The sequence below is a fragment of the Actinocorallia sp. B10E7 genome (genome assembly GCF_039871655.1).
Classification (GTDB): Bacteria; Actinomycetota; Actinomycetes; order Streptosporangiales; family Streptosporangiaceae; genus Actinocorallia.
Genome location: NZ_JBDPLZ010000001.1, coordinates 898,521 through 912,125 on the forward strand (window position 1 = coordinate 898,521; position 13,605 = coordinate 912,125).

General features: G+C 70.2%; 10 protein-coding genes. 2 read left to right on the forward strand and 8 right to left on the reverse strand.

Features of this window, described 5'->3' with window-relative positions; all coding sequences use genetic code 11:
* Positions 1-11 precede the first annotated feature (11 nt).
* The 6 genes from ABGB12_RS04350 to ABGB12_RS04375 form a co-directional block, all read right to left on the reverse strand.
* Positions 12-1,172: a hypothetical protein gene (locus ABGB12_RS04350; protein ID WP_347674775.1), complete on the reverse strand. Its 1,161-nt coding sequence runs from the start codon at positions 1,170-1,172 to the stop codon at positions 12-14.
* Positions 1,173-1,186: 14 nt separating this feature from the next.
* Positions 1,187-3,511: a fibrinogen-like YCDxxxxGGGW domain-containing protein gene (locus ABGB12_RS04355; RefSeq protein WP_347674776.1), complete on the reverse strand. Its 2,325-nt coding sequence runs from the start codon at positions 3,509-3,511 to the stop codon at positions 1,187-1,189.
* 146 nt (positions 3,512-3,657) lie between these two features.
* On the reverse strand, positions 3,658-4,557 hold the full coding sequence (locus ABGB12_RS04360; RefSeq protein WP_347674778.1) for a sulfotransferase: 900 nt from the start codon (positions 4,555-4,557) through the stop codon (positions 3,658-3,660).
* A gap of 3 nt (positions 4,558-4,560) precedes the next feature.
* The gene (locus ABGB12_RS04365; RefSeq protein ID WP_347674780.1) at positions 4,561-6,099 is read right to left on the reverse strand and encodes an oligosaccharide flippase family protein; all 1,539 of its coding nucleotides are present in this window, start codon (positions 6,097-6,099) and stop codon (positions 4,561-4,563) included.
* A complete protein-coding gene (locus ABGB12_RS04370) occupies positions 6,096-7,352 on the reverse strand; it encodes a hypothetical protein (RefSeq protein ID WP_347674782.1) in 1,257 nt (418 codons plus the stop codon). Before ABGB12_RS04370 ends, ABGB12_RS04365 begins: the two co-directional genes overlap by 4 nt.
* A gap of 6 nt (positions 7,353-7,358) precedes the next feature.
* Entirely contained in the window at positions 7,359-8,285 is a 927-nt protein-coding gene (locus ABGB12_RS04375; RefSeq protein WP_347674784.1) for a glycosyltransferase family A protein, read from the reverse strand.
* A 131-nt stretch (positions 8,286-8,416) separates the two neighbouring features.
* Here ABGB12_RS04375 and ABGB12_RS04380 point away from each other — a divergent pair, with 131 nt between their 5' ends.
* Complete coding sequence (locus ABGB12_RS04380; protein WP_347674785.1) at positions 8,417-9,496, forward strand: hypothetical protein; 1,080 nt, start codon at positions 8,417-8,419, stop codon at positions 9,494-9,496.
* 120 nt (positions 9,497-9,616) lie between these two features.
* Positions 9,617-11,191 carry a Wzz/FepE/Etk N-terminal domain-containing protein gene (locus ABGB12_RS04385; RefSeq protein WP_347674787.1) on the forward strand — a complete coding sequence of 525 codons (1,575 nt, stop codon included), beginning with the start codon at positions 9,617-9,619 and terminating at the stop codon, positions 11,189-11,191.
* Here ABGB12_RS04385 and ABGB12_RS04390 read toward each other — a convergent pair.
* Both ABGB12_RS04390 and pth read right to left on the reverse strand, forming a co-directional pair.
* Positions 11,185-12,615, reverse strand: a complete 1,431-nt coding sequence (locus tag ABGB12_RS04390; protein WP_347675044.1) for a sugar transferase — start codon at positions 12,613-12,615, stop codon at positions 11,185-11,187. The genes ABGB12_RS04385 and ABGB12_RS04390 overlap by 7 nt on opposite strands.
* Positions 12,616-12,995: 380 nt before the next feature.
* Positions 12,996-13,571 (reverse strand): aminoacyl-tRNA hydrolase, encoded by a 576-nt coding sequence (gene pth / locus ABGB12_RS04395; RefSeq protein WP_347674789.1) that lies wholly within the window; start codon positions 13,569-13,571, stop codon positions 12,996-12,998.
* Between the last annotated feature and the right edge of the window lie 34 nt (positions 13,572-13,605).

Here is a 13,605-nt window from a genome sequence, read left to right on the forward strand (position 1 = left end):
CGGACGGCGCCTCAGGGGTTCACGTAGGGGTGCAGGCCGGCCCGGCGGAAGGACTCCAGCATCCCTGGTCCGGAGTCGATGTTCAGGCCGCACTGCATCCCCTGGTTGCGCACATCGGAGTCCCAGCGGATCAGCGCCTTGATCCTGGGGTACTTCGTGGCCAGCGTGGTGGGGATGTCGTCGTGCCAGCGCTGGGCGCGGCCCGGGTCGCCGGGGTCCCAGGCGGTCCCGTACTCCGGCAGGATCAGCGGCTTGTTCCGGCCGATGCCCCGGCTGATCCAGGTGTAGGTGCGGTCGATGGACTCGCCGAAGGTCTCCCAGCCCGTCCGGTGGCACCGGTGGAAGTTGTAGGGGTCCCAGCCGACCCAGTCGACGTGGTCGTCACCGGGGTAGAGCCTGGTCATGCGCTCGGCCATCCGGCCGTAGACGCCGCCGCTGAGCGTGAACACCCAGACGACGTTCGTCGCGCCGACCTCGTCGAAGACCTCGCGGACGTGCCGGGCCGCCGCCACGTAGTCGGCCTCGGTGCCGTGCCGTCCGCCGTCCGGGGTGACGTTCAGCTCCATCTCGTGGTCGAAGGACAGGAAGGCCGGTCTGCCGAACGCCTTCATCCGCTCGGCCGCCGGGCGGACGATCTCGTCGTCGTGGTCGCCGCGGGCGATGGACGCCCATTTGATGGTCTCGCCGGTCTTGTAGACCCGGGTGTCCCACGAGAAGAAGATGTGCCGGGACCGTCCGATCCGCCGCGCCGAGGCGTCGGGGAAGCGTCCCGTGTCGCTGTTCGTCCAGTCGAAGTACCGCATGACGATATCGAACTTCCGGCCGACCCTGCTCTCCAGCGAGGTGACGCTGGAGTCCTCCCAGCCGCGCCGGACGTACACCCCCCACCAGGCGCCGCACTCGGGCACGAGCTTGGCCCCGGTGCCGCAGGGGCCGTCCGGCGCTGGGGCGGAGGCGGTGGCGTCCGGCGGCGTGCGGGTGCGTGATGGGGGTCCGGTGGGCCGCGGCTCCGGCCCGGAGGCCGGAGCCGCGGAGGAACCCGGGCTCGTACCGTGGGGTGACGGCCGCCGGCTCTGTTCCTCGGCCGAGAGGGAGTCCTTCGCGTCTTCGCAGGACGCGGTCAGCGTGCCGGCGAGGACCAGGGCGAGGGACAGAACCAGGGCGTTACGCACGGCTTTCTCCTGATTTAGGGAGCTGTGAGCACAGGCGTTGATGCCGATCGGTTGCCCGCCGCATCCATCGAGCGGACGACATACCTATGAGGAACACCGTCAAGGGCGTCGGTGTAAGACCAGCCTGCCAGGGAGGTGGCTATGACGCGGCCGTCTTTCAGCAGCTCGTATTTCACCGAGGTATCGTTCGGCGTCCCGTCCCACTGCAGCCTCACCGTCGTGGCGTCCTGTGCGCCGATCCGCAGATTCGTCGGCGCCGCCGGAGCCGTGCCGTCCTTCCCGCACAGCCTGCCGAAACCTCCCATCCACTGGTAGGCGCCCGCCCCCGAGTCCCACGAGCCCCGGTTGAAGTCGCCGCCGAACCACAGGCAGCCGTTGGCGTCCTCGACCAGCTCCCAGGGGCCGATACCGGCCCGCGTGTCGAAGCTGGGCGTGAAGTTCGGCAGGAACTCCCCGGTCGAGGCGTTCCACGCGCCGATGCCGTAGACCTGGTGCACCGAGGTGAACCCGCCGTCGGCGTTTGGATCGGAGTAGTTGGTGGCGTCGTTGTACATGAAGTTCCAGCAGTGGCAGGCCCCGTAGATGATGCCGTCGATCTCGACCGCCGCCTGCATGTCGCCGCCCGCCCGGCTGATGTGACCGGTGATCCGGTCGAAGGTGTCACGGGTGTAGACCTGGAAGTCGTGTTCGGAGCCGCCGATCCAGACCGTGTTCCCGGTCTCGCGGACGGTCTGGCGGTACTGCTTGTCCACGTTGGTGGTGCTCGGCACCCAGTTCTGGTCGCCCAGCCCGGCCACCTGGGCGGGTGGCGCCGACGTGGTGACGACGGCCAGTTTGCGGGCGGGCGCGCCCGCGAACTGGGTGAAGTAACCGCCGTAGTAGACCCGGTCGGGGGTGGCGTCCAGTTCGATGACGCTGCCGTTGAACTGGGGCTTCCAGGTGCCGTCCGGCCGGCCGTCGGTCAGCCTGACCCGGGCGGTCCGGCTGAGCGTGACCTGCGAGCCGACCGGGTCACCGCCGGAGATCCGGGTGAAGTTGCCGCCGAGGTAGAGCCAGCCGCCTTCGAGGTCGATCGCCCGGACGAGCGCAGCGGATCCGTCGCTCAGGGTGACCGAGGCCCGCCAGCCGGGCACCACCGCGCCGGTCACCGGATCGAGCGCGGCGACGCCCGCGGTGTGGGCCTCCCCGTTGACACTGGTGAACTCGCCGCCGATGACGATCTTGTCGCCGGCCGCCTGGATGTCCCAGACCTGCCCGTTCAGCACCGGGGCGAAGGCCGGCAGCCAGTCGCCCGTGCTCGCGTCGAACGCGGCCAGATAGGGCCGCTCGACCTTCTCGCCGGTGCCGGGGGTCGCGCCCTTCTGCACGTACCGGAACTTCCCTCCGACGTACAGGACGTTGTTCAGGACGGCCAGGCCCTGCACCTCGATGTTCTGCTCGCCGCTGCCGCCGCCGACGACTCCCGTCACGCCCCAGGTGACCGGGGTGGTCCGGTTGGCCTTGAGAGGCGCGGTGAGCGAGGCGGGCAGCCCCTCGTCCGGGACCGTCCCGTAGTCGGTGGTGGTGGACCGAGGCCGGATGAACACCTGGGAGAAGGCCAGCGGCGAGCCCTCGGCGGCGTTCGTCCACAGGTGGTTGGTCGCGGAGTTGCTGCCTCCGCCGACCCGGGTGCCGTGGGCGAAGCCCTTCTTGTAACCGTGGCTGCTCGACTCGGTCGTGGTCACCCGCTGGTAGGGGGCGCTGCTGCTGTCCTTGGCGATGCTCGCGGTGCTGAGCGACTCGTTGTAGACGGCCGAGTCGAACGACGCGGACGACAGCCGGTTGCCGCCGTCGAACGTCCACGACCAGGAGGTGAGCTTGCTGAACTTCCAGCGCAGCTCCTGCCAGGCGGTGCCGGTGGTGTCGGTGGCCCGTCTGATCCGGACCCCGTCCGGGAGGTCCTTGACCGGGGTGCCGCCGAGCAGGCCGTTGACCGTGTCGCCCGGCAGGGCGGCGGGGGTGAACGCCCCGGTGCCCGCCGGGGTGTTGCGGATCGAGCCGGCGGTGCCCTGTCCGCCGTACTCGAACTTCCAGCCCTCGCGTCCCCGGCCGATCAGTACCCAGCCGCCTCCGTCGGTGGTCATGTCGCAGTAGAACTGCTGGGCGGTGACGAGTTGGGGCGTCTGCAGCCAGTAGACGCCGTCGGGGCTGGCGGGGATCGACTGCTTGACGGCCCAGCAGGAAGGTGCGGCGGTGAGCGCGGTGGTCCCGTCGCCGGGGACCGCGGCGTGAGCCGGGTCTCCCGGCGCGAGGAGGAACCCCGGGCAGAGCAGGGCGGCGGCGGCTCCGACCGCTGCCACCCGATGACGGACACGAATGGACAAAGACATGAAAATCCCCCACAGAGGACCGGCCCGCGCCCCCCGAGGACGGATGAGTCCGCAATGGAGAATTTTATTAATGAACAAAAAATAATGTCAATGAATGAGGCGGAATAAGAAACAGCCTAAACAGGCCACCCGTAATCCGCGCCGAGCCAGGCGAAGAGCTCCCGGTTGTGCTCCCGGTAGAACTCCGTCAGTTCCGCTTTCGTCCCGGGATTCATCGCGGGGGCGGGCAGGTGGTTGTGCCGCTCGGCGACGGTGAGGGGATGCGGCGGCAGGCCGAGGAAGGCGCAGACCCGGTCCACGGCGCGCTGCTCGTCGGCGTACAGCTCCTCGGCCGGCATGACGAGCATGCGCTCCCGGGAGTACAGCTCCGCCCAGCGCCGCAGCTGCGGCAGGTAGACGCCCCTGTCCCGGTAGGAGAAGAAGTCGTGCGGGCGGCTGTAGTAGTACGGGTCGGCCGCCATCCGGTCGAGCTCCCCCTCCATCCGGGCCGGCTCGGCGGCGAGCGCCTCCTCGAAGGTGAGGACCTCGTCGCCCTCGCCCGTCCGCTCCCAGAAATGCGAATAGGCGCGTTTCACCGGGTCGCGGAGCAGCACGACGATTTTGAGCTCCGGCATCATGGAGTGGACCCGCCCGGCGATCCGCGGATCGTACATGTAGTACGGGCACGCCTCACCGGTCAGCGGACGCGCCCCGTGCTGGGCCTCCCACCGGTCCAGCTCGCCCTCGGTCGCGAAGTGCGAGCGGTACCAGGCGTCGCCCCTGGCGTAGTTGGCGTAGAAGTACCAGGGGCTCTTGAGCCCCCGGGAGGGCGGATACATCGGCATCACCAGCGGGTGCCCGACGAGGTAGTTCCACAGCGAGGTGGTCCCGCCGCGCTTCGTCCCGATGATCATGAAGTCCGGCAGGTGCCGCCGCTCCGCCGTCCGCACCGCGTACGCCCGCGTCACGGAGTTCGCCACGTCCTTCAGCCAACGCGGAGAGACATCCTTCAGCCGCGCCGCCATCCCGTCAGCCATGAGCTACCCCTTCGTTCCTCGCCGGTCGCGCACCGCACCCGACAACGCGTCGAGATGGAGCACGCCTCGCAGCACGAACAGCACTCCCGCGTAGGCGGCGGTCGCCACCGCGCAGTAGAGCAGGAATCCCTGGCCGGTCATGCCCACGGTCCCCCGGATCGTGACACCGGTCGCTCCGAAGCACAGCAGCGCTCCGGCCGCCACCAGAAGCGGGCCGCCGGACACCGACCGCAGCCCCATCCCGTACCTGACCTGGAGCACGGCCAGCCCGTTGTCGACCAGGATCGTCAGGCCCCAGGCGACCGCCGCGCCGACGAGCCCGTACGACGGCACCAGCAGGAGGTCCGCCACGACCATCACGCCCAGCGCGACCGCCTTGTTCATCAGGCTCCAGCTGCTCCGGCCGCCCATCAGCAGCACCGTCTGGACGTTGCCCGCCAGCAGCGCCACCAGCATCGCCCCGCACAGGACGGCCAGCGCGGTCGCCCCCTCGGCGAACTCCGCGCCGAACAGCGTCAGCACGAACGGGCCGCCGACGGCCAGCACCAGGTACAGCGGCCATGACCCGGCGACGATCCAGGTGGTGGCCACGGTGTTCAGCCGCTCCGCCGCCGCCTTCTCCCCCCTGGCCAGCAGCGCCGAGAGCTGCGGCGCGATCGCGATCCTGGTCGCGGCCAGCACCAGGGTGCCGGTGGTGACGAACCGGCTCGTCGTGGCGTACAGGCCGGCCTCACGGGTGGAGACCAGGGCGCCGACGATCAGGACGTCCAGCCAGACGATCCCGACCTCCAGCGCGGCCGCCACCCCGCGCGGCCCGGAGAAGGCCCAGAACTCGCGGACGGTCTCGGCCCTGGCCGGGGCCGGGGCCGAGGCGGGCTCGCGCTCCTCCACCCGACGCAGCGCCCGCCACAGCAGGAGGAGCGCCGCCGCGGCGGCCAGGACCGCGGGCAGCGACCACGAGGCCATGACCGTCCAGGCGGGCCAGCCCAGGACCACGCAGCCGAGCACCAGCAGCGGCCGGGCGGCGGGCAGCGCGACATTGTTGACCAGGGTGAACGCGGTGACGCCGCCGAGCCCGCGGGTACCCGCCAGCGCCACGTTCCGCAGGGCCCAGACGGCGACCGCGGGCCCGCCGAGGTAGAGGAACAGCAGGGCGTCGTCTCGGCCGGCCTCGTCCACCAGCAGTCCGGCGATCGGCTCCGCGGCCAGCAGCAGCACCGCGGCGGCGGCGAGGCCGCTCACCGCGACCGGGACCAGCGCGGCCCGCAGCAGGTCGCGCAGCGCTCCGGTCCGGCCGAGCGCGCGGTGGGCCGCGGCGATCCGGACCAGGCCGGTGTCGGCGCCCAGCTCGGTGATCTCGCCGATGATCATGACCAGCGCGACCACGATGAAGAACACCCCGGTCCGCTCCGGGCCGAGCGCGCGGGCGACCACCACGGTCAGCCCGAAGCCCCCCGCCGCGGCGATGATCGTGCCGAGCAGTCCGACCGCCCCGCCCTTGGCGGTCTCGCGCAGCGCCCCCTCGGGGCCGGGCCGGGTCATGTCTCCTCCCCGGCACGTGAGATCGCCAGCGCTCCCGCGACGAAGACGAGCACGAGCTGGGAGCCGTCCAGCCCGTAGAAGAAGAGCATGAAGGACGCCATGAACGGCACGACGTGCAGCCAGATCAGCGGGCCCGGGACGTTCCGGCTGCGGATCGCCAGCCACCAGATGAACCCGCAGAAGAGGGCGAGGCCCACGAACCCGTAGGAGAACATGACGTTCCAGAACTGGCCCTGGGTGCCGACCGAGATGTTCAGAGTCAGCGACGGGCGCGGGGAGCCCGCGCCGAGGAGCGGGGAGTCCAGGGTCCGGTCGAACGCCTCCGCGTACAGGCTGGCGCGGGAGGAGTTCGTCGGGCTGTACTCGGTGCGCGCGCTGATCAGCTCGAACACGCCCATCGAGTAGGCGGTGTACAGCGCGGCGGCCAGCAGCGATCCGACCGCCGTCATGAGGAAGATCTGGCCTCGCAGGGCCAATCGCGCCGAGGCGTAGACGACGCCGACGCCCAGGGACAGGAACATGCCCCGGTTGAGGGTGGCGAAGGCGGGGACCAATCCGGCCGCGACCAGCGCCAGCGCGCCGTACCGCTGCCACTTCGGGACGCTCATCGACGCGTAGCAGAAGGCGAACGGGGCGAGCAGCGCGAAGTGGCTCCCCCAGGTGTTGGTGTAGGCGAACGGCGCGCTGGGCCGGATGAACGGCTCGGGCGCGCCCCACGGGTACTGGATCTCCGCGAACTTCGGATGCACCAGCTCCCACACGTAGGAGTTGCTCTTCAGCGCCGCGGGAAGGAGCTGCTCCATCGGGGTCGTGAGCGACACGCGCGGCAGCAGGACCCCGAGGTAGCCGCCGATGACCACCCAGGTGAGGAACAGCACGAACAGCCCGCAGACCCTGCGCGCCGGAAGCAGTCTCGGCGGGCAGTTCCACAGGTAGACGAACAGGACGGCGGCCGAGCCGTAGCTCAGGAACCGGAACACGAAGCCGATCATCCGGCCGGAGGTGTCCAGCTGGGTGGCCGACAGCACGGTCCAGCCGAGGAACAGCAGCCACAGCAGGAAGCCGGCGGGCAGGTCGATCCCGCGGCGGAACACCAGCCGCAGAAGGATCGGGGCGGCGGCGATGAGCGCGGCGAACCCGCCGAGGCCGAGCAGCCACAGCGCCGGGAAGCCCGCGAACGCCAGGACGAACGACCGGGTGGGCAGATCGGCCTGCCGTACCGTGAAGCGCCGGTCCGCCGTCAGCAGGGCCATGACGGGTCAGACCCCCCGGCCCCGGGCGTTGAGCTCTTTCAGCACCCGCGGCGCGGAGACCAACCGCAGTGCCATCGCCATGGCCAGGTAGGCACGCGGTTCCCGCCAGTTGCCGCGCAGCGCGCACCGCGCCCAGCCCCTGGCCACGGCGTGCGCGCCCGACGCGGCGCGGTAGAAGGCGATCTGCCCCTGGATCCGGGCGAGTCCCGCCGGTTCCGACGCGAACTCGGGATGCTTGTCCAGCAGGTAGGTCAGCGCGTCGGCGATCGTCGCGAAGCGGTCGGCGAAGAACGAGCCGCCCCAGTTGACCACGGTCAGCGGACTCGGCACGCAGGGGATCGGGGCGATCCGCGCGATTCTCAGGACGAAGTCGTAGTCCTCGGCATACCCGCCCGGGATCTCCTCGTCCACCAGCCCCGCCTCGGCCACCAGCCGGTCCCGGTGCGCCAGCACGGACGACGGGTGCAGGGCGAAGACCCGGTCGCGCAGCAGATCCCGGAGACCGACCGCCTCGTACGGGACGAGCCGGACCGTCGAGCCGCCTGGCGAGCGGACCTCGACCCCGGTGCCGGCGGCGAGGCTGCCGGGGTGCTCGGCCAGCAGGGCCAGTTGGGCGCCGACCTTGCCGGGCCGCCAGAAGTCGTCGTCGTCGCAGAAGGCCACGTATTCCCCGGTGGCCGCGTCGATGCCGGTGTTGCGGCCGCCCGGCAGGCCCGGCGTCCGCCGGTTGCGCATCGTGCGCACGGTCCGTCCGGGCGGGAGCACGCCCAGGTCGAGCTCTCTGGGCTCGGTCTGGTCGAACACCACGAGCAGTTCCAGCCGGCCGGGGTGGTCCTGGGCCAGCGCGGCCTTCGCCGCGGTCTCCAGCAGCCCCGGACGATCCCTGGTCGCGATCACCACGGTGACGGAAGCCGCAGAGGCCACTTCGGCCATTTCCGTCTCCTCCGGCGGGCCAGAACAGCAATCGGACGATGGAGATCATCGGTTTCCGAGCAGCCTACTGTCAGTACCGCATAATGCACGCGTCTGCACTTAAGTCTCACCCTCTCCGAGAGCGGGCGCACATGTACAAGATCAGGCGACTCGGCATATCGGCCGCCGTTTCCGTGCTCGCGGTTCCCGCGCCGGTCCCGGCCCTGGCCATCTCGCCGGACTCACCGGCCGCACAGATCATCACCGTGGTCGCCGACGGCGCTCTGGACAATCTCAGCGGTCTCGCCCTGGCCGAAAACGGCCAGCTGATGTTCACCGTCCAGGACGCCCGCCGCTCCACCCTTCTCTACGCGCTCGACCGGCGGGGCCGGACGGCGTTCACCGTCCCGCTGCCGAAGGGCGGCAACGAGGACTGGGAGGATCTGGCGACCGGGACCCTCGCGGACGGCCGCCGGGTGGTCGTCATCGCCGACACCGGCGACGCCTTTCAGGTCAGGCGGGGTTCCGGCCAGAGGTACCGCACGAGCTTCCGGATCCTGCGCTTCGACGAGCCGGACGCCGCGGCCAAGGGCCCGTCGGGCCTGGTCTCCCACCCGGTCCGGTATCCCGACCTCAAAACCAGGAACGTCGAGACCCTGCTGCTGCAGCCCGGAACCGGCCGGATCTACCTGGTGACCAAGACCCAGGCGCCCGCCGCCGCCCCCGGAGCCGCCTCCCAGCCCCCTCCGGCCGCCGCCGAGGTCTGGGAGCTGCCGGAGAACCCGAGCACCGAGAACGTGAACGTGCTGCGCGAGGTCACCCGCTCGCTGCCGGTGCCCGCCGCGTCCGGCGGCGCCTTCTCCCCCTCCGGCGACAGGCTGGTGGTCCGCAACGGCGAGAACGCGTTCGTCTGGTGGGTCGAGCGCGGCGAGGTCGCGAACGCGCTCACCCGCGAGCCGGTCAAGATCCATCTGCCCCCGCAGCGCCAGGGCGAGGGTGTCGCCTTCACCCGCGACGGGCACGCGCTGCTGGTCAACTCCGAGGGGTCGCGCCAGCCGATCTGGCGGGTGCCGCTGCCCCGCTCGGCCGACACCGCCTCTCCCCCGACGCCGCCTACGACAGAAACGCGAGCCGAGGGAATCCCCCGAACGCCGCTCACCGTATTCGCGCTTCTCATGTTCGCGGCGAGCGCGGGAATCGCCATCCACAAGATACGCACCCGGCGGGAATGACCTCTCTCATCTGAATATCCGCAGTTACCGGCACCCATCCATAGATCAACCGCAAATCCTCAAGGTATGTTTGCCCCACACGGCCGGGCGATTGCGGTGGGCGGCAAAGGGGAGCTCGTCTTGCATGATCGAATGAACGCCGTCTCCGGTGTCCCCTCCCAAGGGCTGGCCGACTACCTGGCCATGCTGCGGCGGCGCTGGTGGGTGGTGGCCGAGTCCGCCTTCCTGTTCCTCGCCCTGGCGGCCCTCCTCGTGGTCGTCGTCCCGCCGACATACTCGTCGTTCGTCGTCGTCCATGTGACCCCGACGGGGGTGGAGAACAGCGGGCAGTCCAGCCGGAACAACGAGATCAACCTGCAGACCGAGGCGCAGCGCGTGCGCTCGATGAGCGTCGCCCAGGTGGCCGCGCGGCTGATGAGGACCGGCACGCCACCCAAGCAGCTGTCCAGGCAGGTGACCGTCACCGTCCCCGACGAATCGACCGTCCTCTACCTGACCTGCGAGGCCGCGGACGCCGTCACGGCCCGCGACTGCGCCCATGCCTTCGGGCAGGCCTACCTGAGCAGCCGCGCCGACAGCGCGCTCGGTGTGATCAACTCGCAACTGCAGACGCTGGAGACCCAGATCTCCAACATCACCGAGCAGTGGTCCGCGGAGAAGGACGCCCAGCAGAAGGGCCTGCTCTTCTCCCAAATGGAGAGCCTCACCGACCGGCTGTCGGAAGCCAAGATCAACGCGGCGAACGTCGCCCCCGGCGAGATCATCACCGACGCGGTGCCGTCTCCCGCGCCCATCGACCCCAGCCCCCGCAAGTACCTGCCCAGCGGGCTGGCCGTCGGCCTGCTCCTGGGCGTCATCCTGGCGATCGTGCTGGAGCGGATGGACCGCCGGATCCACACCGCGGGCGACCTCGAACGGCGGCTCGGACTCGTCCCGGCCTTCGTCCTGCCGCCGGGCCGGCGGGGCGGCCCCCCGCTCGGGCTGCTGTCCGCCCGGCACCGGCAGGGCCAGGGCTTCCACGAACTGGCGCACGCGATCTCCACGACCCTCGGCGAGGGCTCCCATGTCGTGATGGTCTCCAGCGCCGCCACCGGCCGGGGCGCCGGCGTGGTGGCCGCCAACACCGCCGCCGCGCTCGCCCGGATCGGCTGGCAGAGCGTCCTCATCACCGCCGACCTCGAGACCGGGGCCGGACATCTCATCCTGGGCGAGAGCCCGGCACCCGGCCTGGCGGAGCTGCTCCTGGGCCACGCCTCGCTCAAGGAGGTCACCCTGCGCTCCGGCGAGTCGCCCAACCTCTCCGTCATCGGCCCCGGCCTCGCCACCGAACGCGCGGTCGACCTGCTGCAGAGCGTCAAGCTGGACGGCATCCTCGTCCGGCTGCGGGAGAAGGTCGACTTCGTGGTGATCGAGGCGCCGTCCGCCACGCTCGGCGCGGACGCGCAGGCCATCGCCGGACGTTCCGACGGCGTGCTGGTCGTCATCGAGACCCACCGGACCAAGACCGACCATGTCACCGCCGCGCTCCGTCAGGTCGACCGGGTCAGGGCCAAGCTGCTCGGACTCGTCGTCATGCCCGAGCAGCGCGCCCCCGGGACCCGGCGGACGCCCGAGCCCGCTCCCCGCCCCCTTCCGCAGGAGTCGGGACTCCGCTCGCAGGCAGGCGCCGACAGCCAGAAGAGCGGCCTTCAGTAGGCCCCTGAACCGCGCACGATGATCGCCGTTGTCCGCCACATGATCTGCAGGTCCAGGGCGAGCGACCAGTTCTCCACATAACGCAGATCCAGCCTGACCGAATCGTCCCAGGAAAGATCGGAACGGCCGCTCACTTGCCACAACCCCGTCATGCCAGGTTTCACCGCGAGCCTCCGCAGTACGTCCTCGGGGAAGCGCCGCACCTCCTCGGGCAGCGGCGGGCGGGGCCCGACCAAGGACATCTCGCCCCGCAGCACGTTCAGCAGCTGCGGCAACTCGTCCAGCGAGTACTTGCGGAGCCTGGCCCCGATCGGGGTGACCCGCGGATCCCGCTTGATCTTGAAGATCACCCCGTCGCCGTCGTTCTGCAGTGGATCCAGCATCTGCTCCGCGCCCTCGACCATCGAGCGGAACTTGAAGACCACGAAAGTCCGGCCGTCCTTGCCCACCCGCACCTGCCGGAAGAGGACCGGGCCCCGGCCGGAACAGCGGATCGTCCCCGCGATCAGCAGGAAGAGGGGGGCCAGCAGGACCAGCAGGAGCAGCGCCGTGCTCCGGTCGAACAGGCCCTTGACCAGACGCCGCCCCCCGGAGAGCTCCGGATGCTCCACATGCAGCAGCGGCAGGCCCGCCACCGGACGGATGCTGATCCGGGGCCCGGCCACGTCCATCAGCGCCGGCGCCACGCACAGCTCGACCTCGTCGGATTCCAGCTTCCAGGCCAGCCTGCGCAGCGCGGCCGCGTCCATCTCCGGGCAGGCCAGCACCGCCACGGTGCGCGCGCCCAGGAGCCGCGCCACGTCCGCGGCCTCGCCGAAGTCCCCGAGCACGGGGACGCCCCTGATCTCCTCGCTCTCCAGCGGTCCCGCGGGCAGGCACACGGCGACGACGTTCAGCCCGTGGCGGGGTTCCCGGCGCAGTTGCCGGATCAGCTCATCCGCCGCGTGGCCGTGCCCGACCACGACCGTGTCGCGCATGCAGCGGCCCCGGGCGCGCAGCGCGTGCAGGCGACGGCGCAGGAAGTAGCGGCAGAAGAGGTCGAGCAACGTGGCCAGGGGCAGCGCGGTCATCACGTAGCCGCGGGCCACGTCCACCTTCATGGCGTAGGCCAGGATCGCGATGGAGGCGATGAGCACGAAACCCGCGTTGAAGACCCTCCGGTACTCCTCCGAGCCCTCGCCGAACACCCCGGGGTCATAGGCCCGGCACACGGCCAGGACCAGCACCCACAGGAACGGCAGCGCGAAGGTAAGTATGAAATACGGCAAATTAGTTACTTGGGGAGCACCTGGAAATCTCAGAACAAAACCCAGCAAGGCCCCGGCAAGCACAACAAGAAAATCGAAAACTACTGCGGAAACTACATAATTCGTCGTCCATGCGTTCGCACCGGGACCTGAGCGGCCCGGTCGCGCCGAAAGCACCCCCGAGGGCCGCCCCTCCCCCGGAGAACGCCGCTCAGAATCGAGCCCCTCCACTATGCGCCCCTTGATCCGCGGGCTTCCCCGCGGGTCGCCGCCCACCGTGCAGCACACGGTCCTCCAGAACTGGAACGCGGCGTTCAGAAGCCTCCAACTCCCGCACATCCGCCCCAGGCCCCGTCAGCATCACCGATGCAACGAAGTCCAAAAATCATGTGAGGCATACGACTGTCAATCCCGTAACAGTTCGTCATATTTCACAGTGATTGCCGCGGCACGTTCACGTGCGGTTTCTCCCGCCGGGCAAGGCCAGGAGCGGCCATGCCCGTCACGTTGCGTGAAGGCGGTCCGCGAAGGCGTCCAGGCGCACCGATGACCGCGTATTACAGCGGATGAAAGGTGTTCTGGGCGGCGGCGAGGCCATCGGTGATCAACGTTTCGGCGGCGTCGGCGGCCCGGTCCACGAAGAGAGGCAGTTCCCTGCGCTCGGCGGCGGAGAAGTCCTTCAGCACGAAGGCCGCGGCGTCCATCCGGCCGGGCGGGCGCCCCACCCCGAAGCGCAACCTCAGGTACTCCTTGTCGGCCAGGGACTTCGTAATGGATCTGAGTCCATTGTGGCCGTTATCACCTCCGCCCTTCTTCAAACGGATTGCCCCGTATGGAAGGTCCAGCTCGTCATGGACGACGACGATCCGCTCGGCGGGCACCTTGTAGAAGTCGCGCAGGGCCTTCACCGGACCGCCGGACTCGTTCATGTAACAACGCGGCTTGGCCAGGACGACCCGCTGCCCGTTCAGCCTTCCCTCGACCACCTCGTTACGGCTCCGGTGGGACTTGAACGCGCCGCCCATCCGCTCGGCCAGCAGGTCGAGCACCATGAAGCCCGCGTTGTGCCGGTTCCCCGCGTAGGCCGGACCGGGGTTGCCCAGCCCCGCCACCAGCCACAGATCCTCGCTCATCGCACCCTTCCGCTCACAGGACGTCTCCCGGATA